Below are 25,373 nucleotides of genomic sequence, written 5' to 3' on the forward strand. Positions count from 1 at the left end.
TTAAGGTGTTGGGGCAGGTTGGGAAGCAGCCCCTTGTGGCCAGGAAATCAGTGGGTCGGTGACTAGTGCTTCGGAGACCGCTGCGGCCCCATAGCGATTGAGATGGCTGGGGTCAGAGAAATAGTCATGACGCCCCGGCCAGAGCAGGCTGAGGTCCCGGAAGAGAAACCCTTCGGCGCGAGCGAGCTGGGTCATACTACTGCGAAACTGCTGCTCGTAAGTCGTCCGCGCTTCATCCAGATAGACCGCGTCCAAGGGCGTGTTGACCACGACTAGGCGAATATTGTTTTGACGGGAGAAGCGAGCCAAAGATTGCAGAGCCTGCGTCTGCTCCCCCTGCAAGTTGAAGTTCTCGTAGTCCCCGTCGTAGCGGCCCGAAACGCGAGCGTAGTTTTGAAAGTAGGTGGTTGGGTTAAACCGGCCCGACCAGGGCAAGAAGCCTTTGGGATCAATATCGCCCAAACTAGGAAACGCCAGGACTTTAGAAGAATCCTCTGGTTCGGCAGAAATGGCTAGATCGGCCGTCCACTGGCTATAAAGCTGCACTAAGCCAGTCTTGATCTGGTCGCGCGGGTCTGGCTGCTGTGGGGTTGGACTGCCAGTTGATTGAGCTGATTGGGCAGTAGTTGAAGTAGGAGCCGGTTCAGCAAGCAACTCAGCGTAGCCTGGCGATTGCTGGATCGCCTCGAAAGTTGAGTCGCGACGACCACTGTTGAAGGCACGCGCACCATCAGCAAAAATAATCAACTTGGGCAATTGCTCAGATGGCAAGAGGCGAGTGATCAACAACTCAACGACTTTGGCAGTCGCCCCATTGACGCCGAAATTGAAGACCTCAACCTGGGGATAACCGTTGCGGGCCAACCCCTGTTCTAGAGCACTTGGATCAACGCCGCGCAACGCTCGGGAACTGCCCACGATCAAGACATCGGGGGACTGTTTACCCGTTGCCTGTTGGTGCCGGAACAAAGCCAGCTTGGCGTTGAGCTGAGGATTGTTCAGATCCGACGCAGGAGGCAAATCGCTGAGATTTGGCAGAGGATTGGGAGATGCCGGGGGAGGCTCTGCCACCTGTTGACGCAGGTTCTGATCGAGGGCAAAGGTCGCCACCAAACCTAGGGCTAGCGCTAGACCTGCCAACTTCAAACTACGCTGAGGAGTTTGGCGTTCCAACGCTGGATCAGTGGGCACCAATAGCCAACTCAACCACCGCTGAAGCAGCGGCAGCGAGCGCTGATGTAGCTGGGCCTTGAGTTCCGAGCCAACCTCTGCCAAATCTTGCCAGTCCAGGCCACCCACCGGTTGGTCACTGGAGCGCACCCAATCTTCGATCGCCGCTTCTGGTGCAGCCGGATCAGCAGCTGTTTCAGCACTGACCTGAACGAAGTCCCTGCCCCAAGACCAGGACGCTCGCGCTTGCCCTAAAGCCCGACCGTAGAGACGAATGCCAGTGATGCCGGGTAGCTTCAGCTCTTCAACAAAATCTGCTACTCGCTGCGTCAGCGAACGGGACGGTACCTTGCCCACCGACTCGCACACTACATGCAGCAGAGGTAGCTGTTGCTGCAAGGTGGCCCGGATACCTTGGAGTGAAAGCTGCACTGACAGGCGAGGATTCAACGCCTGATTAATCAAAACTGTGAGAGCTGCGAGATCACCTTGGCGGGCCAACTCCAAAGGAGCAGGCGAGGCTGTGGGCAGACTGAGGCAATCAACCCAAAGCGGTTGCTCACTCTCGGCGCTGCGACCGTAAATTACTACCCGCTCAATGCCCTGAGGATCTAATTGCGTCAGTAGTGGTGTCAGGACAGTCATCACCTGCACTTGTGAGCAGACAGGACCTGAAACCGCTTCACAGGATAAATGCAGTGAGGCGTTGAGCAAGACTAGATTGGCCCGCATACCCAGGGGTCGTAGCGCCCGGTTGACTAGGCTCGTCAGCGCGCGCAGATCCCCCCAATGCGCTAGCTCTTCAGCTAGAACCGAGGGTAGCCTCACATCTAGCTTGAGGCGCCAGCTTGGGACCGCTTCGCCTAACACTCGATGCCCAATCAGAGCCGATTGCAAGTCGGGGCGGTACGCCACTCGCAAAGTTTGAAGCAGAGGTTCGACGAGCGCTTCCCGGGGAAAAGGCTGGGCGGAGACGCAGAGTAGCTGTAATTGCTGCCCTTGTTGCTGTAGTGCTACTTGTAGCCCCAGAGGCTCCAGCTTCGTTTGCAGCAGCCATTCAATTTCAATGACGTCCAGTGGCCTGACTGGTTCTGAGGTAGCCCTGGCAGAGGGTAGGCGAAACCGGCGCTGCCATAGAGGCTGGGGCTCGCCGTGCTGCTGTCCATAAATGGCGACACCAACAGCACCGGGGAGGGCCTGGGCACGGAGCACGGCGCCGATGCGAGGCAAAACCAGTCCTGACTCTGGCCCAGCTTCAGACTCACACAAAATTTGTAGCCAGCCCTGCACCAAGCGACTGCGTACTCGGATCTGCTCAGGGGCAAATTCTGCGGTCAACAGTTCTGAAATTAGGCGAAGCGACTCGACAGGGTCAAGTTTCGGCTGAAGAGGGGTCTGGAGCTGGCTCATACCTCGTTATTACCAATCGCCAGAAGCTTACACTGGATTGGCTAGAGTGAAAATGCTAAAAAGTTGCGAGTCTTGACTCATGGCTACTGACGAGCTGCCCATTAATCCACCAAGCACTGACGCGAGTGAACCGCCAACCTTACTGGTTGCTCTGGCAACTGGGCCTGTGCTGCTGGGTTTAGTCGCGGCGACAGGCATTCAGACGAACCTCATTGATTTAGGCAAACAGAGCGAAGAGCTGTTTCGAGGCGAACGCTTGCCAATTCTAGACTTGCCACTCACACCCGAAGGCTAGCCACAGGCTAACCGATCCTGCTGTCTACCTTAGCCAGATTTTTGAGGCAAATCATCCAAGTAGATGGGGAACCCTAAGCACAAGGTTGCTGATAGGGCTCCTAAGCTTCACTGACTAGTTGTTCTGTTGCTTGCTCTATATCTTTAGAATTTACAATTCGGAGCTGCAGCCACTAGGCTGGTCTGACAGATTGGACAGATTGGGTTGATACGAGCACAGGGGAGCCGCCGCCGATCGAAACCACAGATCGAACCTACGTTGTCAAACTTTACAAACTTTCCGTAGAGCAGTTTATAAAGCGCTACCTAACCTACCAAGTTTTGCTCATGGCAAACATCGGTCTTGCTGGTACAACCCCCTAGAATTGGGGGGTACGCTTGCACCAGTCAGGACAACTATGAGTTCACTGCTGCGGACGCCAGGTCACGAGCAGCCGGATGGGCCGTCTGGCACATCATCAGCATCTGGTTCGCTTCGCGAACGCTCACCAGATCAAGAGACAAGCGCACCTCTGGTGACTGCCGACCCCCTGTTGCGTCACCGGCTGATGCTGGTCGAGGACTTGCTAGAGCTAGTCCTGCGCGAGGAATGTGGGCAGCAATTGGTGGATCTACTGCGCCAGTTACGCTCGATGTGCTCACCCGAGGGCCAAGCTCCCCAGTATCCCGAAGCTGAGGTGCTCACGCTCGTGGAGGCACTAGACCTCAATGAAGCCATCCGTGCTGCTCGGGCCTTTGCGCTCTATTTCCAGCTGATCAATATTGTTGAACAGCACTACGAGCAGCGAGGCCAGGAACAGCTCTACCGTCGAGAGCAACACCGTTTAGAGCAGGCCCTGCTACCTGATGGTCACAAGCCGATGGTTCGCTCCGGTGAGGGCACCTTCCGCTGGCTATTGAATGAGCTGCGCCGCCTCAATGTGCCGCCTCAACACATCCAGACCCTCATTGACAATCTAGATGTGCGCTTGGTTTTTACCGCTCACCCTACTGAAATCGTGCGGCACACGATTCGCGGTAAGCAACGCAGCATCGCTGGCATTCTCCGGGATCTAGACCGTCTTGATCCTGAGCCGGTGGCACAAACCGGTTTGCAAGGCACGCTACAAGCTGCTGCAGGCGATTGGGAGATTGAGTCCTTGCACAGCCAGCTCACCGAGGAAATTCGTCTGTGGTGGCGCACCGACGAGTTGCACCAATTCAAACCCACGGTACTGGATGAGGTGGACTTTACGCTGCACTACTTCCAGGAAGTCCTGTTCGATGCCGCGCCTAAACTCTACGAGCGACTGCGGCGCTCCCTGGCTGAAACCTTTCCCTCTCTGCAGCCACCCAGCTATAACTTCTGCAAGTTCGGCTCTTGGGTTGGCTCAGATCGCGATGGCAACCCCTCCGTAACCCCGGAAGTGACCTGGCAGACTGCCTGCTACCAGCGCAACTTGGTTTTGGAGCGATACATTCAGTCGGTCAAGCACCTATCAAACCTCCTCAGCCTGTCGCTACACTGGTGCGATGTCATGCCGGACCTGCTCGAAGTTTTGGAGCAGGACCAGCGCTCGATGCCAGATGTTTATGAAGCGCACGCCATCAAGTTCCGTCAGGAACCCTACCGGCTCAAGCTTGCGTATGTGCAAGAACGGCTACGACGTACCCAAGAGCGGAACCGTTTGCTGAAGGAAGGCCACGACGCTAGAGAGTTTCCCAACACCGATCACTATCCAACTGCGGCAAGTTTCCTCAACGACTTGCACCTGATTCAGCGCAATCTTCAGGAAACAGGGCTCACCTGCTCATATTTAGAGGTACTGCTCCGGCAGGTCGAGATTTACGGTTTCAACCTGGCCCATCTCGATATCCGTCAGGAAAGCAGCTTCCATTCCGATGCTTGGGCAGAGGTGGCTGAGTACCTGCAAATCTTGCCGCGAAACTACAATGAACTCTCGGAAAACGAGCGCATCATCTGGTTGACCACCGAGCTACAAACCCGGCGGCCATTGGTTCCCGCTGAGTTGCCTTTTTCTGAGCGAACCTGCGAGGCGATTGAAACTTTGCGCATGGTGCGCAAGCTCCAGATTGAGTTTGGTCCTGAGATCTGTCAGACCTATGTGATCAGCATGAGCCACCAGGTTTCTGATCTGCTGGAGGTATTGCTGCTAGCTAAAGAAGCTGGGCTTTATGATCCGGCCACCTGCACCGGTAGTTTGATGGTCGTGCCGCTGTTTGAAACGGTAGAAGATCTCAAGCGGGCCCCAGCCGTAGTTACTGAGTTGCTGGAGCTGCCTCTGTATCGCTGCTATGTCACCTGTCAAAACAACATTCAGGAGGTGATGCTGGGGTATTCCGACAGCAACAAAGACTCAGGCTTCCTCAGCAGCAATTGGGAGATCTACAAAGCCCAGCAAGCCCTTCAGAAAACAGTAGAAGCACACGGTGTACAAGTGCGCATCTTCCACGGTCGCGGTGGCTCAGTGGGCCGGGGCGGCGGTCCTGCTTATGAGGCGATTCTGGCTCAACCGGGACGCAGCATCAACGGCCGGATCAAGATCACCGAGCAGGGCGAGGTGTTGGCCTCGAAGTATTCGCTACCAGAACTGGCCTTGTACAACCTAGAGACCGTTACTACGGCTGTCATTCAAGCCAGTCTGCTGCGCACTAGCTTCGATGACATTCAGCCCTGGAACGAAATCATGGAGGAGCTGGCAACTCGCTCCCGTGAGGTCTACCGCAATCTGATTTATGAAGATCCGGGCCTAGTCGAGTTCTTCCACCAGGTCACACCGATCGAAGAGATTTCGCAACTCCAGATCAGTTCGCGTCCAGCCCGACGCGGCGGCAAGAAAGATCTCGCTAGCTTGCGGGCGATTCCTTGGGTATTTAGCTGGACCCAGAGCCGCTTTCTGTTGCCTGCCTGGTACGGCATCGGCACAGCGCTCAAGGAATTTATCGATTTGGAGCCCGAGGAACATCTGAAGCTCCTGCGCTACTTCTACTTCAAGTGGCCCTTCTTCAAAATGGTCATTTCCAAGGTCGAAATGACCCTGGCCAAAACCGACCTGCAAATTGCGCGTCATTACATGCGCGAGTTGACTCGGCCAGAGGACCTAGCTATGGCGGAAACTCTGTTTGAAAAGATCGCGGCTGAATATCACTGCACCGTCGAGCTCGTCCGCACTGTTACTGAGCATGAACACTTGTTGGATGGAGATCCAGATCTCCAGCGTTCGGTGCAACTCCGGAACGGCTCGATTGTGCCATTGGGCTTTCTGCAAGCCTCACTGCTTAAGCGGCTGCGGCAGCACAAAGGCACAGGAGGTACCACACCTGGCGGTACTGGGGTCATTCGCTCTCGCTACTCTCGCAGTGAGTTGCTCCGCGGTGCCCTATTAACGATCAATGGCATCGCCGCTGGCATGCGCAATACGGGCTGAGCACCGGAAGGTGTACAGGCGTGTTATGCCGATTCTCTAAATGAAAGCTACAAATCAAAACCTCACCGCCTACGGCTCCTCCCCTTGCTAAGGGGAGGTTGGGAGGGGTCAATCTGGAGCGATTAAAAAGTGAGTTGGTATTACGGGCAGAAATAAAAGCTAAGTGCGAGTGTCTCTCGGCGACGCTCGCACTTAACTCGTGCCTAACTAGCCTGGAGCTGCGTTAGCACTCGGAGTGAGCTCAAGCTAATCTCACCCCTTTGTGAGTCCGCCCTTTAGTCAGTTGCCTTACATGCGTTCCAGCACGGAAATACTTAGCAGCGACAGGCCGAGCTTGAGGGTGCGCGCGACTGTGTCACAGAGCATGAGCCGGGAGCTACGGATGGGTTCCTCAGCTTTAAGCACTGGGCAGTTCTCGTAGAACTGGTTGTACTTCTGACTGAGTTCAAACAAATGCTGGCAGAGGCGATTCGGTAACAGGTCATCAGCAACCTGATAAAGAACATCGCCAAAGCCGAGCAAGTGTTTTGCTAGCGCTAACTCCGTGGGCTCATCCAAGGAGACTGGCGTTTTGCCTCGAAGCGCGGCAAAGTCCGGCCCAGCAAAATCGATGCCGCCTTCGCGACCTATGCTCTGAACGCGAGCATAGGCATAGAGCATGTATGGAGCGGTGTTGCCCTTGAGGGAAAGCATCTTATCGAAGCTAAACCCATAACTGCTTGTGCGGTTTTGCGACAGGTCGGCATACTTAACTGCGCTTAAACCTACTCGCTGGGCAACCTGCGTTTTGAAGTCTTCCGGTTCGTCAATTTCGCGTTCTTGCAGACGGCTTTCGAGATCGGCCCGAGCGCGCACAATCGCCTCATCCAGGAGATCTTGGAGGCGCACTGTCTCGCCAGAACGGGTTCTGAGCTTTTTGCCATCCTCACCCAAAACCAGTCCAAAGGGCACGTGGGTAGCCTCGACCGACTCCGGCAACCAACCAGCTTTGCGGGCAACGCCAAAAACTTGTTGGAAGTGCAGTGACTGACCAGCATCCACCACATAGATTAGGCGGTCCCCCTGGTCTTCCCGCACCCGATAGCGGATGGAGGCTAAGTCGGTCGTGGCATAGTTATAGCCACCATCGGCCTTCTGAATAATCAGGGGTAAAGGCTCGCCTTCTCGGTTCGTGAAGCCTTCGAGAAAGACACAGAGGGCTCCCTGATTTTCGACCAGCAGGCCCAGTTCATCCAGCTCTTGCACAATGCCAGGGAGGAAAGGCTCATAAAAAGACTCACCCCGCTCCTGCAAATGCACATCCAGCAGGTCATAGATCACCTGAAACTCACGCCGCGACTGATCGCATAGCAGTTTCCACACCTGACGGGCCGCTGGATCGCCTGATTGCAGAGCAACGACCTTCTGATGAGCCCGTTCTTTGAAGGCCTCATCTTCATCAAAGCGCTTCTTAGCAGCCCGATACAAACTGACAAGATCACCTAGATCCAGCGTGTCGGCAGTCGTTAACGCTTCAGGATGCACGTCCTGCAAATGGGCAATCAGCATGCCAAACTGGGTGCCCCAGTCGCCTACATGGTTGAGCCGGAGCACTTGGTGTCCCACGAACTCTAGAATTCGCGCTAGGGATTCGCCAATGATCGTGGAGCGTAGGTGCCCCACATGCATCTCCTTAGCGATGTTGGGGCTGGAGAAGTCAACGACCACCATTTGGGGTTTCTCAACCAGCGAGATCCCCAACCGCTCATCGCTTTGTATTTGCAGAAGTTGAGCTTCAAGGTAAGACCGGGAGAGCGTCAGGTTGATAAAACCAGGCCCTGCAATTTTGGGGGGCTCACACAGATCAGCCACATCCAAATGAGCCACAATTTGCTCAGCAATTTGCCGTGGCTTCTGCGCCAGAGGTCGCGCCAAACTCAAGGCCACGTTGCACTGATAGTCACCAAACTTTGGATCGCTGGTGGCTGCCAAAAGCGGATCAGTGGTGGCATCAGGCCCAAACGCTGCACTAAGAGCAGCGCTGAAGCGGGCCTTGAGTTGCTGAAGCAGGGGTTTCATGGATGGATTGAAAGGGTTGTGCAATACCCCATCCTACCGGCCAGACCGAAGCCCAGTGCTAGGGCCAGTGTGAGAGCCAGTACCATTACCAGGACTAGGGTTCAATTAGGCCACCACCCAGAACCAGGTCACCGGCTGGGTCGGGTTGATACCAAACTGCAGCCTGTCCTGGGGTAACGCCAAATTGCGGCTCCGAGAACACGATTCGAGCCCGATTCTCCGGCAAGGGAATAATGGTCGCCTCAGTTGGTTGCGAGCGGTAACGCACTTGCACCAGCGCTTGAATCGGCGTGCTGGGCTCAGCCATGGCAACCCAGTTCACCAGTTGCACGCTGCATTCAGAACCCTGTGCACTGTCACGCCCACCGACAATCACTCGGTTACGTCCAGCATCCAGACCAATGACATAAAGCGGTTCAGCCGCAGCAATACCTAAGCCTTTGCGCTGGCCGATCGTGTAATGGTGAACGCCCTCGTGTTGCCCCAGGATCTTGCCCTGAGCATCAACGATGTCTCCCTTGCTGGGGCTAATGTATTGGTCGAGAAACTGCCGCATGGAGCCATGCGACTCCACTAGACACAGATCCATACTCTCAGGCTTATCTGCTGTGGCTAAACCATATTCAGCCGCAGCCCGCCTAGTTTCAGCTTTGGTGCAATTGCCCAAGGGAAACATTGAACCGGCTAGCAGATCTTGGGACAGCTCATACAAGAAATAAGACTGGTCTTTGCCCAAATCTAAGGCTCGGCGTAAGCGATAACGTCCGCTTTGTGGGTCCTGATCAAGCCGTGCGTAATGACCTGTGGCAACAGTAGAAATTCCCCACTGCTCCCGAGCATATTTCTGCATGGGGCCAAACTTCACAGCCTTGTTGCAGCGAGAGCAAGGCAAAGGTGTACTACCGACTGCATAACCAGCAACCAAGTAGTCCACAATGTTTTCCTGAAAAACATCGCGGCTATCGAGAACGTGATGGGAAATGCCTAGTTGTTCGCAGATACGAGCCGCATCCACCATGCCCTCAGAGCAGCACTGACCTTTGCCCTTCATTAACCAAAGGGTCAGCCCCGTAACTTCGTAGCCCTGATTACACAGCACTGCTGCTGCCGTTGAACTATCTACCCCACCGGAAAGGGCAGCCACCACTTGAGCCATGACCGTAAAAATCTGTCATAGATACGTCATCTAGCCTAGCATTTGTCTTTCTGGTCCCGGTTCTAGCTTTTAGAGGGTGTAGCCCCAAGACCAGAGTTCGAACAAGTCTAGATAAGCGTCTTTAACAGAAGCCTTCCAGCCATCAATAAACTCTAAAAGTTCAACTCGCCAGTCAGGATTCTGTTTTAAATACTGATTGAAATACTAAGACTCAGTTAAATAAGTCATGTTGGCATCCTTGGCCCACGTTATCTCTTGGGCACTGTCTAGACACTTCTGCAAAACGTGATTGCACATCCTAAGTTTGCGCAAAGCCTGGGCGCTGCTACTGGTTTTAGCTGGCTTTTGACTGGCTTTTGACTAATGGCTAAATCCATGTCTTCGCTAATGTCTTCCTAAACCGAATCTCCAGCCATTTAACGGGGCTGTGCGCTCAAACCAAGCAGCGTTAGATTGGACTGTGGAAGCACAGGCTGGCCTGTTGCGGTGCGCTGATTCAGGATCAAAGTTCCGGTCAGGGCAAGAGATAGGGTAAATGCTGTCAATTGTTTCATGGTAGAGCTTTAACCTTTGGCATACTTCCAAAGTTAAAAGGCTTCTCGTCTTCTTTGGGTGACGAGCGACAGGCCTACCCTGTGATTGAACTGGCCACTTTTAGGTGATCTCGATCAGAATGCTTTAGCCAATTTGACGCTGCGAAACAAACGTCAAGCAATAACTAATTGGCAATTAAGTGCAGCTAACTGGCACCTAACTGAGTTCAACCGTTCGAACTTGTCCTCGAAATATCACTTGGTCCCCTGAGCGCAGCTTGCGTCCTCGGCGCAATTCCACTTCACCGTTGACTTGGACCTGGCCATCCTGAATCAGCATCTTTGCTTCTCCACCAGAAAGGACCAGTCCCGCAAATTTGAGAAACTGGTCCAAGCGAATGCTAGGTGCCGTCGGGGAATTATTGTTCGGGTTGGTCAACTTCACAAGTCAGAGGGCAAGCAGCAAAAGTTGAGCTGTAGATTGGCTCAGCATCGCCATGTAACCAGCCGAGCCAAGTGACTTCATGGGGATGGATCCCTTTTAGGGTTAGAAATGCAGCTCCCAACAATACAATCAGCAGGTTGGCGGACAGAATGGTCCCTGCAACGAGCAACACCCCACTAATGGGCGAAACCATTTCTAACGCTGCTACGGAAAGCGAGCCGACAATGGCCAAAGGAAAGCCAACCGGCAGGCCTACCACGATCAGACAGATTGTTAAGGTAAATACCCAGACCAAAAAGCTCTGAACGGCTGTCAAGACGTAGGGCTTCTCGATTGCTTTGCTTCGGGTAAAGGTCATTGCTATCGCTCCTTAGTTATCCAGTAGACAGGGTTACAAACACAGTCAGAACTCAATCCAGACTCACTAATGCCAAATACTCAAATGCCTACTCAAATACTGGGGTCAGTCACCAGAGGTCAGTAAGCCTCAAGCCTTACTAGCCCTAAGGCAGCAACCCTCCGCGACGAGATTTATAACTAAAGCTTATAGTTGCGTTCTCAAGTGTTAATTAGTATAGAAAAGGTTTCTCAAAGAATGATGGGTCAGCCACAAAACTTTACGAAAACTACCCGTCAAAATCCTACTGACGCTTTTTAGAAGCATCAATAGGAGGCGATAGCTAGTTCAAGCAAGCTTTGATTTACCTTTCTTTAGAAGAAGTTCAGGATTTCTCATAATCGCCCTCTGAGGCTGAAAAGCTCTCAGAGGGCTAAGAGCGGGCAGCCTTTATGGGTTGGGCTGGTTTCCTGTTTGTGAGAGTAGGGTCAGCAACAGCTCGCCATTAACCGTACGCTCATCTCGCAGGTGAGCCGAAGCGCCTATTGTATTAATCGACTTAAGCACGGCTAGAGCTTGCGGTGGCAGTGTTGGGGTTGCAGGGCTGGCGGTTAGCAGGTTAAGACCGCTCTTGAGATTCAAGAAGAAGTAACCGCTATTGGGCTTGGGTAACGACGCGGTGGTCGCTTCAAAGGTTTTATCCGCAGTCAAAGGGCTAGCAGGCTTGGGGGCCACCGCATTGACAACAGGCGCTCCTAAGGCAAGAAAGACCGTATTGTTATTACCCAGCCAACCGTGAGCGACTAGTGATCCAAACGAAGGTTCGCCCCAGGTCGTCACCACCTGGTTATTAATCTTGTCCTGGCCCACCTTGAGGCTCCAACGGCTAGCCAGCTTATCCAACTTGCTCAGTGCGGCATCGGCTGCCTTGCGGTTACTGGTTTGAAACATCATTACCAGACCCGCACCCACATCCGACAGAATCCCTTCACGGGACGGAATCAAGGACAGCGCAAACTCTCCATCCATCCAACCGACAACATCTTGGTCGAAGTCCAGGTCTGTAACCGACTTCACTCTGCCGCGAAAGTCGTCCAAACCAGTCTTCAGCTGGGGGTTGGACTGGGAATTTTCAACTGACTCCTGCCAAGTTTGTTTAATGCCTGTGCCAGTCGCCAGCATGAGGGTATCAGCTGGCAATTGTCCGAGCAGATTGCTTGAGGAGCTTCTCGCGGTCAGCTTTTGCTGGCTATCTGGCCTCAGCCAAGCCACTGTCTTAAAGCGCATCGCTGACGGTTCAAGGTTCAAAGTCACCCCCATGCCCTGCCACTCCTGCGCCCGCTTAAGTGCCTCAGGCGAAACTGGCTGTCCGGATTGGGCTTGGCTCTGCGCTGCCACCATCTGGAACACGGTCGGCAGATTGAGATACATCTGCCCCAGAGGATTTTCTGCATCGATGTTTTGTACAGCACGCTGGTAGCCCGGCAGGCTAGCCAACGATGGCTTGCCCTTGTAAGTATCGAGCACCTGATTGGTCAACTGTGGGCTACTGGTAAAGACCAGGTACTTGTTATCGACCAAGCTAGCGGAACAGGTAGGCGCTCCAGCCGCACCTACAACCTCGCGGACTTGATATCCCTGATGGTTACGTTCAGTTGGCTTGCTTGCCGCTCCAGAGCCCAGTCGTTCCAACTGACGCTTAGCTGCCCCAGCATCTCGCACCGGCACGACCCAGGCCACTTCGCTCCGCTCTGAATTCTGAGTGGGAGGTTGGACTGGATTAGGGGTTGCAGCACTGCCTAAGGGAGGCGATGGCAGAAATGCAACCAAAACGCTGCTGCCGATCCAGGGCTGCACATCTCGCCGGAGATCAGAGAGCTGGCAGGCAGTGAGCAGATCGTTCTGTTGCAGACCCGTCAAGTTCTGTTGAAAAACTGAGCGAGCTTCTGGCGTACCGTACTGGTTCAACTGATTCCATTGTCTTGGGTCGGTCGAGACTGCAATGGTCATCAGCGCATCTTGAGGCACAAGGGACGCAGCCACCGACAAATCCGAAGGTCCCCGCTTGTTGAGCAACAACAGAGAGGCACCAACGCCTACTGCAACCGCAGCCGCGCCGACCCCCAAAACAACAGGGAGTTTAACTTTGTTACTTTTCATCACATCCAGGTTCCCAGCAGGCAGGCTTCAATACTCTAACCTCTACGCCAGTTGGTTCTGCTGGCGTAAATAAGCCTGAATAAAGGGATCCAAATCGCCGTCCATTACCGCTGTGACGTCTGAAGTCTCCACGCTAGTCCGGAGATCCTTCACCATCTGATAGGGGTGAAAGACGTAGTTACGAATTTGGTTTCCCCAAGCAGCCTCTACAATGTCCCCTCGGATCTGGGCGATCTCTTGAGCTTTTTGCTCTTGGGCCACAATCAGGAGCTTGGCCTTGAGAATTACCATCGCTTTCTCTTTGTTCTGAAGCTGAGAGCGCTCTTGGGTACAGCGCACAGCAATACCCGTAGGCAAGTGGGTAATCCGAACCGCCGTTTCAACTTTGTTGACGTTCTGTCCCCCTTTACCACCAGCCCGAGAAGTTGTGATCTCCAAATCCTTATCTGGGATGTCCAACTCTACGCTGTTGTCGATCAGCGGCATGATCTCAACTCCAGCAAAGCTGGTCTGGCGCTTATCGTTGGCATTAAAGGGAGAGATGCGCACCAAGCGATGGGTGCCCTTCTCCGCACTCAGATAGCCGTACGCGTAACGGCCATCAATTTCGAGCGTGGCCGACTTCAGACCGGCTTCTTCTCCCTCCGAGATCTCTGCTAAGTGCACTTTGTAGTTGTGCTTCTCAGCCCAACGCGTATACATGCGCAGCAGCATTTCGGCCCAATCCTGGGCATCGGTGCCGCCAGCACCCGCATTGATCGTCAGGATGGCACCCTTGTCGTCGTAGAGACCAGAGAGCAGCTGTTCTAATTCCCAACGGTCAAGGTCCGAGCTGAGCTTGTGTACCGTCTGAACAGCTTCAGTCAATAAGGCGTCGTCGGCTTCCAGCTCTAGGAGTTCCAGTACAGCCCGGGTGTCCTCTAGGCTAGAGCGCCAGTGATCCAACTGAGAAACGTTGGATTTCAAGTCATTCAGGTCTTGCAGTGTCTTTTGAGCTTGAAATTGATCGTTCCAAAACTCAGGCTGAGCAGCCAGTTGTTCCAAGTCTTGAATCCGAGCGTTTAGAGCAGGCAGGTCAAAGATAGTCCTGGGTTTTACCCAGGCGCTCAGACAACGTTTCAACTTCGCGTTTAAGTTCGAGTGCTTCCATGCCTCTAGGGCTCCAACCAGGAAATAGGGTAGTTAAGCTTATCGATCCTATCAGACCCCGATTTGCTGCCTGAGATGGCGCCTTTGCTTCATAATTCTCCGACGGTTCTGGCTCGATGTCCGTGAATCTACCGCCAGCCTTCCGGGACACTCCAGTTCATTCCCGTAGAAGGACGATGGTTACACCTCGCTCAAGTCCGGACAATGAAGTCAAATCTGATGAGCAAGGTGTCAATCAATGGTGGCTTCTGAATCTTCTCTCCGCACCAGCGTTATGGATCTTCTAGTTCAGTATCACGCTTCACCAACGATTCAACTGCGCAATCACCTTGTCCGCGTGAACGCAGGATTGGTGCGAAAGGTTGCTCATCAGGTCAGTCACCAGTGTGCTGAGCCATATGAAGATCTAGAGCAGTTAGGTTATTTAGGTTTGATCCGAGCCATCGAGCGCTTTGACCCTCGCCAAGGTTGTGCCTTCAGCTCGTTTGCAGTCCCCTATATTCGCGGTGAGATGTTGCACTTCCTCCGCGACCGCAGCTCTTCTGTTAAAATTCCCCGCCGCTGGCAAAAACTGCACAAAGAAGGTCAGAGAGCCACCCGTGAGCTCACAGAGGCATTAGGCCGTCAACCTCGAGATCAAGAAATTGCTGCCTCTCTTTGTGTCTCAGTGGATGAGTACCGCCAGAGCAAGCTCGCTCGCAAGAATCGCATGCCCCTGAGCCTAGATGCCACAGTTTGCCATCAGACAGACTCGCAAGTTCTGTTGGGCGACACGATTCCCGACATGCACTATCAAACTCTGCAAACCCTAGAAGAAGATCGCATCGTCGTGCATGCGGCTCTCAAGCAGCTTGAAGACAAGACTCGCGAAGTGATTGAGTTCGTGTTTTTGAAAGACCTATCGCGCAAGGAAGTAGCTGAGCGCATCGGTGTCAGCCCCATGACCGTTACGCGCCGAATTCAAAAAGGCGTTCAAGAGTTGCTTGAACTGATCGAGCCCCAACCCGTTGTGGAAGACGAGCCTGCAGAAGAGGTCATTCAGGAAGAGGGCACCGAAGCGGCTATTGAACAAGCGGCCATCGAAGAGATTGTGGAAGCTTCGTAGGCTCCAATTGCTCTCCTCTTACTCTCCTGTCAACTCTGCATAGTGAATAAGCCCCTGAACCTAACGAGTAGGTTCAGGGGCTTTTTTTGAGCTATCACTGAGCGGGCAAATAGTGCTAGGAAGCGTTTCTAGAAGGTTTTCTCCAAACCCGTCCTAGACCACCGTCTCTAGAATCAGTTTGGCGCGCTTAACCGGGTCAGGAATACCAACGGGATAGTCGCCTGTAAAGCAAGCAGAGCAGAATTGGTCTGAAGTCTGGCGCGTTGCGTCCATCATCCCAGCCCAGCTGAGATAAGCCAGAGAATCCACATCGATTTGCTTGCCGATCTCAGCTGTGGACTTGGTAGCTGCGATCAATTGGTCCTGAGAGTCGGTATCAATGCCGTAAAAGCAGGGATGAGTAACCGGCGGGGAAGAAATGCGCATGTGCACCTCAGTCGCACCTGCATCTCGCAGCGCTTTAACGATCTTGCGGCTGGTAGTCCCTCGCACAATGGAGTCATCGATCACCACGACACGCTTACCATCCAGCACATCTCGGAGCGGGTTGAGCTTCATACGGATGCCGGACTCGCGCATGGCCTGCGTGGGCTGAATAAAGGTCCGGCCAACGTAGCGGTTTTTAATGAGACCCTCAGCATAGGGAACGCCAGAAATCTGAGAAAAACCGATGGCCGCAGGGATCCCAGAATCAGGCACAGCAATCACAATATCCACATCCGCCGGTGACTCTTTGGCCAAGAATTGACCGAGGCGCATGCGGTAGCTGTATAGACTTTCGGCATCCATAACGCTGTCTGGACGCGCAAAGTAGATCATTTCAAAGATGCACAGCTTGCGTGCTGGTGTGGCCCAGAATTGTGACTTTAAACCAGCGTCATCAATCCACACGGCCTCACCAGGCTCTACGTCGCGAACGTACTCGGCACCAATGATGTCCAAACCGCAAGTTTCAGAAGACAAAACATAATGCCCATTGAGCATTCCCAGCACCAAGGGGCGGATTCCGTGAGGATCGCGCACACCGATCAGACCGGTTGGGGTTCCAATCACCAGACTGAAGGCACCTTGACAGCGACGCAGGGCAGTGAGGGTCCCGTTGAACCAATCCTGCCCCTCATTCACAGCTTCAGCAATCGCAAAGGCGATTCCTTCAGAGTCAGTGGTTGAAGCCAGTTCGTACTCGCGCTTAAGTAGCTCTGCACGTAGCTCAGCTGTATTCACCAAATTGCCGTTGTGAGCCAGCGCAACTTTACCCAAGCGAGTGGGCACAATCACTGGCTGAGCATTCACAACTCGGCTTGACCCTGTTGTGGAGTAACGGGTATGACCCACCGCAATCGTGCCAACCAGATCTGCCAGTACGTTCTCACTAAAGACTTGGGAGACTAGGCCCATGTCCTTGTGGTGGTGAACTTGCTCGCCATCAAAGGTGGCAATTCCTGCTGATTCTTGACCCCGATGTTGCAGCGCATAGAGACCAAAGTAGGTTAATTTTGCAACATCTTCGTTCGGTGCGTAGAGGCCGAATACCCCGCAGGCTTCCTCCGGCTTATCGGGACGCTCGCTCAAAGATGACGCTGCAGACAGGTCAGATGCATCGGAGGAGTGGGGAAACATGCAGTGGCTCGCACGAGGGATGACAAGAAGGTTCTAGCGGCACTCTTAGACCAGGCCGATGGCCCTCTAGTGGCTCATCCGCTTGGCAATGGCAAGTGTGTAACAATCTGCTAACAAACTAATCCTAGCGTTGATTAAGAAAAGGTTTTCAAGACTTGAAATTTGGAGAGTTGTATCCGGGGCATCAGTTTTGCCTATCCTTCCCCAGCCTTCACCTAGATGCTCACGCAAGTAAGCCTCCCACAGCTCAACAGTTTGAGGATCTGGGCGCACTGAGACCAGAACCCGAGCCGTGCTCTCCCCAAATAAAACCTGGTCCCAGCGTTGCTCTGGTAGCAGCTCCGCTGGCAGTTCAAGCTGAATCTGAGCGCCTCGCTTACCACTGATGCAGCACTCTGCCAAAGCCACAGCTAAGCCACCCTCAGCACAGTCATGAGCCGAGCGCAGCCAGCCGCGACCAATGCCTTCCCTCACAGCAGCTTGAACCCGCCGCTCCCGGTCAAACTCGACACGGGGAGGACGACCCGCAACTGTCTGATGAACTACAGCTAGATATTCAGAGGCTCCCAGGGTAATTAATGGATCCGTCGGGCTGACTCCCAGCCAGTAGATGAGGTCTCCAGTTGCTTGCCAACCCAAGCCACAAATCTGGTTCAGATTGGGCAGATCACCGACCATGCCAACTACGGGGGTGGGATAGATTGGCTGAGGCTTACCTTCAGAGTCAATGGTTTCGTTGTAAAGAGAGACATTGCCACCCGTCACAGGCGTATTTAACTCCCGGCAGGCTTCTGCCAAGCCCCGGCAAGCTTCTGCCAGTTGCCAATAACCAATTGGCTTCTCTGGACTACCAAAATTAAGGTTGTCGGTGACAGCCAAGGGTTCAGCACCGACACAGCTCAGATTACGAGCAGCTTCAGCCACAGCCGCTTTAGCACCCTCGTATGGGTCGAGGTAGACATAGCGAGGATTACAATCGACTGTTGCCGCTAAGCCCTGTTCAGCCAGCTCTAAAGTAGGCACCTCACCCACACCGAAGTCCTGAGAGCGTAGGCGAATCACAGCCGCATCCGCTCCGCCGGGCAGGAAAACAGTATTGTTCTGCACCTGGTGGTCATACTGTCGGTAGACCCATTGCTTGGAAGCAATGGTCGGCGTGTCTAGCAGGGTCAGTAGGATATCAGTCCAGGTTCGACCGGTAATACCTTCTGCAGTAGCAGGGGGTAGGCTTGCACTGGTCCAAGTCCAGGCCTTGCGAGCATACTCTGGAGTTTCGGGTAGCTGACGGTGATAGATCGGCGTGTTGTCAGCCAGAGCCATAGCCGGAATCTCAGCCGCCACTTCGCCTCGGAACAAAATACGCACCAGTGGTTCCTCAATGACCGTCCCAGCCACTACTGCGTGCAACCCCCAGCGCTCAAAAATAGCAATCAGCTCCGCCTCACGGCCTGGCTCCGCTACGAAAAGCATTCTTTCTTGAGATTCAGAGAGCAGATACTCGTAAGGCACCATACCGCTCTCGCGCACAGGGATCTTGTCGAGATCGAGTTCGATACCCACGCCGCCCTTAGCTGCCATTTCTGAGGTGGAGCAAGTGATGCCTGCCGCACCCATGTCTTGAGCAGCGACAACAGCTCCGGTCTTAAAGGCTTCTAGGCAAGCCTCAATCAGGGACTTCTCCAGGAAGGGGTCGCCAACTTGAACGGCGGGACGGTCTTGTTCTGATTCATCGGTTAACTCGGCACTGGCAAAGCTAGCGCCACCCATGCCATCTCGGCCTGTGGTTGAACCCACATAGAGCACTGGGTTGCCCAGACCAGCAGCACCGGACTTAACAATGGTTGGCGTCTCCATCACGCCAATGGCCATGGCATTGACCAGGGGATTGCCAGTGTAAGCAGGATCAAAATAGACTTCGCCACCTACAGTAGGCACGCCCACACAGTTGCCGTAGTGAGCAATGCCAGCAACAACCCCACTAAACAGGCGACGAGTGCGAGCGTCCTCTAGAGAGCCGAAGCGCAAAGAGTTCAAGACAGCGATGGGACGAGCCCCCATCGTGAAAATATCGCGCAGGATGCCACCGACGCCGGTTGCAGCCCCCTGAAAGGGTTCTACAGCAGAGGGATGGTTGTGAGACTCGATTTTGAAGGCAACGCGCACGCCGCCTAGTTCTACCACCCCAGCATTCTCACCAGGTCCTACCAGGATCCGTTCACCAGTAGTGGGAAAGTTCTTGAGCAAGGGCCGCGAGTTTTTGTAGCAGCAGTGCTCAGACCACATCACACCGAACATACCTAGTTCAGCCCGGTTGGGATGACGGCCCAAGCGCTCCAAGATCATCTGGTACTCTGCTGGGGTCAGACCTTCTGATGCGATCTCCTCAGAAGAGCAGGCGGGAAAGGCAGTCACGGCTCGGCTTCAGCAACAGGACAGGGTTCAATTGTACTGGCAAGCCCCCAACGAAAAAACCGACAGAGTCACGCAGAAGCGGAGCTGTCGGCCAGTCGTGTGTTCCCTGTTGATGACTCGATAATGGTTGAGTCATCCCTAATATCGACGCTGTATCTGTTTCGACCTGCGATCTTGGTCACGGCTATAAGTGATCCTAATCACGGTGGTATAGACCACAACAGGAATGTTAAGCAGCTAGACCTACTATCACTGGGATATGGCTGATGATCTGAGCGACTTGAACCCGCCGCCTGAGCCATTAGGTTCGAGGCCATCATCCACGGCCCAGTTGCTTGCTAACTATGCTCCTCAGGGCAATCCGTTTTATCAATTCTGGATGGGCATTCGCTTCTTGGGTGCAGGTTGGGCGCTCTTACTCAACACACCTGCGCTGCAACTTGCCAGTGTCGTGCCGGTGCTCCTGAGTTTGGCTTTTTTCAGCACCCTAATTTATTTCGGAACAACAAAAGTAGATCAGTGGCTAGCTAGTGCCATTGTCAGGCTGCCGGATTGGCTGGAGCTGATTGCTCGAGCACTTGGCTCAGGGTTGGTTGCCGTAGTTCTGCTGTTGCTGACCTATTTGCTCTTTTTTCCAGTTATTTCAGTATTGACCGCTCCGTTTCGGGACTTTTTATCTGAAAAAACTGAAAAGCTGATGTGAGGCAAGGTCACTAGCAGTGAGCGCTCGCTGTGGTTGGAGATCGGCTTTGCGTTGGCTGACACGCTGCGGATGGTGACATTGCAGCTGAGTCTGTCACTACTACTGTTGGGTCTAGGCTTTTGGCTGCCCGTAGTTGGAGGAATTCCAGTGCTGGCCGCGGCGGTCTATTTTGCAGCACTTGACTGTGTGGACCCGGCTTTGGGCCGACGGGGCTGGCGACTAAAGCAGAAGTTGCACTTCCTCAGCCGACACAAAGCTGTTCTGGGCGGCTTTGGCTTGGCAGCTTACTTCCTGCTAACGCTGCCGGGAATTAACCTGGTCACCCTGCCCGTGGCAACGATTGGCGGGACTTTGCTGATCCTGGCGACTCTCAAGAACGAGGTTTAGTGTTGGGTTGTTGGCTCCAGTCCTTTCCCAAGCGGACGGTAATGTCTGAACGCAAATTGCCGGTTGCCTCAGTGAGCACCTCCCCAAAACCCAAGGCATCGCGCAAGGCTTGGGCGCTTTCTAGGTCGCCCTGCTGAGCAATGATTTCAGTGTGATCTAGAGACTCAGCCCAAGGATCAGTTTGAAAGACATTAGTGTAGCCAGCTTGAGCTAGGGCGCGGGTTGTCTCACCAACGGCAGCATCACTATTCGTGCTGTCTTGAATTGCCACACTGAGTTGGTCAGGTGTAGGGGCAGCCAGGTTGGGAACATTGGCTCCTAAATGCTGAGCAGCCATGGTTTGCATTCGATCTGGATCAACAATCCAATAGCTGAGGGTGTACTCTCCTGGCTCGCTAAAGCGCCCTGGCACCATCAACATCTGCACCTCTTCGCGCTTGAGACCGATACCAAAGCCAGCCAGAGCTAGCAGCTCTTGCGTGTTCAAGTTGGTATCTAAATGAGCTTGGGCAATTTTGAGCAATTGCGGCAGTCGGGGCAGGGTTTTGGGCGTTAGAGTCTGCTCTAGCAAAGCCCGCATTAGCTTCTGCTGGCGCTGCACTCGGCCAATGTCGCCGTTGCCGTCGTAGCGGAAACGCAGAAACTGTAGTGCTTTTGCCCCATTCAAATGCTGTTTCCCAGGATTCAGGTTGATGTAGAGGTGCTGGCTGTCATCCTGGTACTGCATCCGCTCGGGTACATGAATCGTAACCCCGCCTAAGGCATCGATCAGCTTCTCCAGGCCCTGCACGTTAACCCGGATGTAGCGGTCAATAGGAACTCCGCTCAGAAGATTGCTAACCGCCTCGGCGCTAAGAGCGGGTCCACCTTCGGCATTAGCGCCATTGATTTTGTCGATACCATGCCCTGGAATCTCAACCCTTGTGTCCCGGGGAATAGAAAGCACTGTGAGCCGATGCGTATCGGGCTCGAAGCGCAGCAGCAGCATTGTATCGGTGAGGCCATCAAAAGAGTCGACGAGGGCGTGGTAGCCCAGCTTCTCCTGCTGTGGCTCCTCCAGGTCGCTGGTCAACACCTTGACCCCTAGCACCAGGATATTGACAGGCCGCGAGACCTTGGGTACCGCCAACAGGCTGGGATCAGCCATGGCCTCACTATTGAAGGCTTGGGCCTGCTCCGGCGAGAGGGAAGCCTGCTTTAGGGGGGCTTCAGCCATCATTAGGGCTAGAGCAGCCCCGGCACTCGCTGATACGATGCCAACGCTCAGCAGTAGAGCAGTCAGGCCGAGATTGCGAGCGGTTAGGTACTTTTGATACCTCTGATAGCTCGTACGCAAGAGCTTGAAAACGGTCAAGCGAGCTTCCTCCGACCCAGATTCTGCACAAGATAACCTACTGGAGAGCCCCTGTTAAATAACCAATTTAGCCTTGAGCTGAGGTAGACCAGCGCGAGCCCCGAAGAGTAGGCACTCCTTGCAAAAAGGGACCGCTTAGCAGCAGCACCGTTGGTGGGTCTAATTCACCACTGACAGCTAGCCCTTGATCCTGCTGGAAACGACGGATGGCGGCTGCCAACCCAAGCGGCTGAGGGCTGCTCAAGTAGCCTAGCCGGTGAAGGTAGCCTGCTGCCTGCGTATGGGTCAAAGAGGTATCGTCGGGGTGAAAAATGGCGACGTATTGCCGACGCCATACCAAGTCGAACTCAGCTCGACTCAAGTTGAACAGCTTGCCCGCTGACGGGTCACCAATCGTGGCAAATTCAGGGCTCATGGCCAGCAGAGCAATAGCGTGGGGCAGTTTACGCCCCTCGTCGAATAGCCAAACTGCTAGCACACCAGGCCGATTAATCTGTTCAATCTGCTCCCAGGAGCGAACCGGCACTTCCAAACCATCTAGGCCCAACTCCTGAGCAGCCACAATCAACTGCGGCATCGAGGTGCCCAGGTTACTGGTTCCAGCTAGACGAGCTACGCTCGATTCGGTAGCAGGGATTTGCCAACGACGCAGCACGGTTGCTAAGGCAGCAGGCGCACAGCTGCTATTCGAAGTTTGCCTGAAAACTCCATTAGCTTGAAGGTCATCATTCAAAGAAGCGTAAATGGGCGATAGGAAATACGCTTCCGCTCCACTGAAACCCACTAGCCCCAGCAGTCCAATCAGCACTACAGCTATCACCTGAACACGGGCTGTAGACCAGCTCACGACTAAGGCCACGCCACAGGCCCCCAATAAGGTGATGCGGAGCAGAGCCCAAGTCACGCGCATGCCGTAGAAGCGCCACTCCAGTGGCAATGCCTGTAACTGCGGCACATTGAGCGCTAACACTACTAGACCGACATAAAGCCCCAAAAATGCCAGGGACAACGAAGCGTGCCCCTTAAACAGGTCGTTGGCAGTCGCCCCCTTGCGAACCAGCAGCCGACCCAAGCGCACGCCCCAAACAAACAGCAGGGCTCCCAATAGGGTGGTGATGACATATTTCCAGCACGTCATTCAACTCACGGGCTCTCGATCAGTGTGCCCCATGCCAGAATCCACAAACGACACAATAGAAACAGGAATCTTCCAGCACAAAGACTGGGCACAAACCGCCATGAAAGTCCTGCTGATCGGCTTGATCAACGCTTACCGAACGCTGATTTCACCCCTATTTCCTCCCGTTTGCCGCTTCCAACCTACCTGCTCCCAGTACGCTCGCGAAGCAATTGAACGCTTTGGCGCTTTCCGAGGCAGTATTTTGGCGGTGAGGCGAATTCTACGCTGCCATCCCTATCACCCTGGCGGTTGGGATCCCGTACCGCCTGCCCCTCATGAGCACCCTTGACTGGACGCCTAACTGGATTCTGCCAAACGTGCTGGTAACCGAGCCATATTTAGAGGTTGGCTACGAGGCAAATCGATATGGGTAAAGTGCCGATCCTGATACTCAAACACGATGGGTACACAATACATAATTTCAACCTGCTCGACTTGCTCCGGACTGAGATGATCTAAATCCATCAGCAGGGCACGGATTGTGTTGCCATGAGCAGAAATTAGGATGTTTTTACCTACATCTAGTTCTGGCAAAATGTGGTCGTGGAAGTAATCGAGCGTGCGGATAGCTGTGTCTTCTAAGCTTTCACCGCCAGGCGGACGGGTACTGTAACTGCGCCGCCACAGATGTACCTGTTCCTCACCGTACTTTTGAGCCGTTTCAGCTTTGTTGAGCCCTTGCAAATCACCGTAGTGACGTTCATTTAAGGCTTGAGCTTCAGTAACTGGAACCTCGGTTTGCTTCGCTGAGCGCAAGATCAGGTTGAGCGTCTCTTGAGCCCGCTTGAGCTTTGAGGTGAAGGCGATATCAAAGTGGAGGTGGGCCATCTGCTCACCAGCTTCTCGTGCTTCCCGACGCCCCTCTTCGGTCAGATCCACATCAGTCCAACCAGTGAAACGGTTTTCTAAGTTCCAGATTGACTGGCCGTGGCGGACAATTACCATCAGTGCCATGAGTCTCAGGCTCACGCCTGTAGGATTACAGCAAGATACTTTAACCGTACAGCTATTTAGCAGCACTACTCGGGAGCACACGCTTGACGCTAATTGCTTGTAAGTGCCGAAACCGTTACCTGAGTACTAAATTAGCTCGATTTCCTGCCAGTTCCAGAGATCCTCACGGCGCATTGCACTGCCACTGGATTGATGTAAGTTGGCCCAGTTGAAGTTTGTATCTTTCAGGATTGCTCCTTCTAGCTGAACCCCTTCTAAGTTAGCGCCCTCTAAATTGGCACCGGTCAGGTTCGCTTCCCGTAGGTCAGCTCGGTAAAGATTGGTGCCACTCAGATCAGCGCCTTCCAGATTTGCCCCCATTAAACTGGCACGGCTTAATTGAGCATCACTGAGATTTGCCCCTGCTAGATTTGCCTTTTCTAAGTTAGAACCCGCCAAATTAGCCAGAGTATTAGCTCGCTTCAAACGCGCTCCGGCCAGGTTTGCTCCTTGAAGATTAGTGCCGCTTAAATGGGCATTGTCGAGACTGGCATAGCTGAGATTGGCATAGCTCAAGTTGGTGAGGTGCAGGTTAGCCTGCTCAAGGCTAGCTGATTGGAGGTTAGTGCCGCTTAAATCCGCTCGCTCTAAATCTGCCCCTTTGAGGTTGGCGTGATCCAGCTGACAACCGTGCAAGATTGCTCCAATTAAACGGGCTTCCATCAGCTGAGCACAACTCAAATTAGCATCGCGGAGGTTAGCACCCTGAAGATCAGCTTTAATCAGTTTGGCATTGAATAAATTAGCGCCGATCAGCATGGCCTCACTGAGATAAGCCAGGGTTAAGTTTGCTTGACTCAGGTTGGCACGATTCAGCACCGCTCGTCGCAGGTCTGCCAGGCTGAGATCAGCATGATAAAGCTTAACCAGGGTGAGCTGTTCCCCGCTTAAATTGACGTTGCTGAGCTTAGCGCCAGGAATTAATCGGTAGCCTCTAACCTCTCTTCTCACGGCTGAGAGCCTCTCTGCTAAATCAAATGGGGAACCAACACAAAACCCATCACTGAAGACCTAATTTAAGGATCTTAAGCCCACTGTATGCCTTAGATCCTCAGGCTAGGAACTCGATGTTCAAGAATAGGCTTAGATTCAGAGATCTTACTGACGGAGATAAGCTAAACTGCTTGTCGCTATCCCTTCCAATCCAGGTTGAGTTGAAATACGCAGCTTCTGCTGGACTTATTCAGATACTGCCCTCCATTACCGGAGGATCAAGGTTTGAAGCCTTGTAGGAGTTAACAGGCCTGCTAAACACAAAAACGGTCAGGGAAATTTTCCCCTGACCGTTGAGCTGAATAGGTTACGAAGGTGTCGGTTTAAAGCTCGACTACCACTCGTTAAACCTTACAGAGCGTTACCGCGAGGCAGGACTTCTTCGGGGAAGATAAACTGCTCGTGCGGCTGGTCCTGCGGCGCCATCCACGCCCGGATCCCCTCGTTCAACAAGATGTTCTTCGTGTAGAACGTCTCGAACTCTGG

General features: G+C 53.7%; 18 protein-coding genes and 2 pseudogenes. 5 read left to right on the plus strand and 15 right to left on the minus strand.

The window, feature by feature from the left end:
• A complete protein-coding gene (locus H6F94_RS08525) occupies positions 1-2,580 on the minus strand; it encodes a hypothetical protein (RefSeq protein WP_190801773.1) in 2,580 nt (859 codons plus the stop codon).
• A gap of 79 nt (positions 2,581-2,659) precedes the next feature.
• Here H6F94_RS08525 and H6F94_RS08530 point away from each other — a divergent pair, with 79 nt between their 5' ends.
• Together H6F94_RS08530 and ppc are read left to right on the plus strand one after the other, a co-directional pair.
• Entirely contained in the window at positions 2,660-2,875 is a 216-nt protein-coding gene (locus H6F94_RS08530; RefSeq protein ID WP_190801774.1) for a hypothetical protein, read from the plus strand.
• A 397-nt stretch (positions 2,876-3,272) separates the two neighbouring features.
• Positions 3,273-6,302, plus strand: coding sequence for a phosphoenolpyruvate carboxylase (ppc, locus tag H6F94_RS08535; protein ID WP_190801775.1), 3,030 nt, complete (start codon positions 3,273-3,275; stop codon positions 6,300-6,302).
• 288 nt (positions 6,303-6,590) lie between these two features.
• Here the strand turns inward: ppc and argS are convergent, their stop codons facing one another.
• From argS to prfB, 7 genes are all read right to left on the minus strand, one after another.
• On the minus strand, positions 6,591-8,360 hold the full coding sequence (argS, locus tag H6F94_RS08540; protein ID WP_190801776.1) for an arginine--tRNA ligase: 1,770 nt from the start codon (positions 8,358-8,360) through the stop codon (positions 6,591-6,593).
• A gap of 94 nt (positions 8,361-8,454) precedes the next feature.
• The gene (gene mnmA, locus H6F94_RS08545; RefSeq protein ID WP_190801777.1) at positions 8,455-9,516 is read right to left on the minus strand and encodes a tRNA 2-thiouridine(34) synthase MnmA; all 1,062 of its coding nucleotides are present in this window, start codon (positions 9,514-9,516) and stop codon (positions 8,455-8,457) included.
• Between the two features lie 416 nt (positions 9,517-9,932).
• A complete protein-coding gene (locus H6F94_RS08550; protein WP_190801778.1) occupies positions 9,933-10,070 on the minus strand; it encodes a hypothetical protein in 138 nt (45 codons plus the stop codon).
• A 196-nt stretch (positions 10,071-10,266) separates the two neighbouring features.
• Complete coding sequence (locus H6F94_RS08555) at positions 10,267-10,488, minus strand: RNA-binding S4 domain-containing protein (protein ID WP_199320272.1); 222 nt, start codon at positions 10,486-10,488, stop codon at positions 10,267-10,269.
• On the minus strand, positions 10,469-10,852 hold the full coding sequence (locus H6F94_RS08560; protein ID WP_190801780.1) for a hypothetical protein: 384 nt from the start codon (positions 10,850-10,852) through the stop codon (positions 10,469-10,471). The genes H6F94_RS08555 and H6F94_RS08560 overlap by 20 nt, the downstream gene beginning before the upstream one ends.
• A gap of 429 nt (positions 10,853-11,281) precedes the next feature.
• Positions 11,282-12,991 (minus strand): DUF3352 domain-containing protein, encoded by a 1,710-nt coding sequence (locus H6F94_RS08565; protein ID WP_190801781.1) that lies wholly within the window; start codon positions 12,989-12,991, stop codon positions 11,282-11,284.
• Between the two features lie 42 nt (positions 12,992-13,033).
• Positions 13,034-14,141 (minus strand): peptide chain release factor 2 gene (prfB, locus tag H6F94_RS08570; protein WP_190801782.1). Its coding sequence is split into 2 segments (ribosomal slippage): positions 13,034-14,068 and positions 14,070-14,141, totalling 1,107 coding nucleotides; the frame shifts between segments, so codons are not numbered across the junction.
• 237 nt (positions 14,142-14,378) lie between these two features.
• Here prfB and H6F94_RS08575 point away from each other — a divergent pair.
• A complete protein-coding gene (locus tag H6F94_RS08575) occupies positions 14,379-15,245 on the plus strand; it encodes an RNA polymerase sigma factor SigF (RefSeq protein ID WP_190801783.1) in 867 nt (288 codons plus the stop codon).
• A gap of 153 nt (positions 15,246-15,398) precedes the next feature.
• Here H6F94_RS08575 and purF read toward each other — a convergent pair whose 3' ends face one another.
• Positions 15,399-16,865, minus strand: a complete 1,467-nt coding sequence (gene purF / locus H6F94_RS08580) for an amidophosphoribosyltransferase (RefSeq protein ID WP_190801784.1) — start codon at positions 16,863-16,865, stop codon at positions 15,399-15,401.
• Between the two features lie 66 nt (positions 16,866-16,931).
• Complete coding sequence (gene purL, locus H6F94_RS08585; RefSeq protein WP_190801785.1) at positions 16,932-19,277, minus strand: phosphoribosylformylglycinamidine synthase subunit PurL; 2,346 nt, start codon at positions 19,275-19,277, stop codon at positions 16,932-16,934.
• A gap of 379 nt (positions 19,278-19,656) precedes the next feature.
• On the opposite strand from purL, the pseudogene H6F94_RS33535 reads away from it, so the two are divergent.
• Positions 19,657-20,367, plus strand: a pseudogene (locus H6F94_RS33535) (EI24 domain-containing protein).
• Here the strand turns inward: H6F94_RS33535 and H6F94_RS08600 are convergent.
• Positions 20,351-21,721 carry an LCP family protein gene (locus H6F94_RS08600; protein ID WP_242041049.1) on the minus strand — a complete coding sequence of 457 codons (1,371 nt, stop codon included), beginning with the start codon at positions 21,719-21,721 and terminating at the stop codon, positions 20,351-20,353. The pseudogene H6F94_RS33535 and the gene H6F94_RS08600 sit on opposite strands and share 17 nt — an antisense overlap.
• A gap of 67 nt (positions 21,722-21,788) precedes the next feature.
• On the minus strand, positions 21,789-22,859 hold the full coding sequence (locus H6F94_RS08605; RefSeq protein ID WP_190801788.1) for a cysteine peptidase family C39 domain-containing protein: 1,071 nt from the start codon (positions 22,857-22,859) through the stop codon (positions 21,789-21,791).
• A gap of 31 nt (positions 22,860-22,890) precedes the next feature.
• Between H6F94_RS08605 and yidD the strand changes: the two genes are divergently transcribed.
• Positions 22,891-23,190, plus strand: a complete 300-nt coding sequence (gene yidD, locus H6F94_RS08610) for a membrane protein insertion efficiency factor YidD (RefSeq protein WP_190801789.1) — start codon at positions 22,891-22,893, stop codon at positions 23,188-23,190.
• Positions 23,191-23,198: 8 nt separating this feature from the next.
• On the opposite strand, the gene H6F94_RS08615 is transcribed toward yidD, so the two are convergent.
• From H6F94_RS08615 to H6F94_RS08625, 3 genes and pseudogenes are all read right to left on the minus strand, one after another.
• A complete protein-coding gene (locus tag H6F94_RS08615; RefSeq protein WP_190801790.1) occupies positions 23,199-23,855 on the minus strand; it encodes a 2,3-bisphosphoglycerate-dependent phosphoglycerate mutase in 657 nt (218 codons plus the stop codon).
• A 126-nt stretch (positions 23,856-23,981) separates the two neighbouring features.
• Complete coding sequence (locus tag H6F94_RS08620) at positions 23,982-24,845, minus strand: pentapeptide repeat-containing protein (RefSeq protein WP_190801791.1); 864 nt, start codon at positions 24,843-24,845, stop codon at positions 23,982-23,984.
• Between the two features lie 393 nt (positions 24,846-25,238).
• Positions 25,239-25,373: pseudogene (locus H6F94_RS08625) on the minus strand (photosystem II D2 protein (photosystem q(a) protein)); the annotation flags it as partial.

The organism is Leptolyngbya sp. FACHB-261 (assembly GCF_014696065.1).
GTDB lineage: Bacteria > Cyanobacteriota > Cyanobacteriia > FACHB-261 > FACHB-261 > FACHB-261.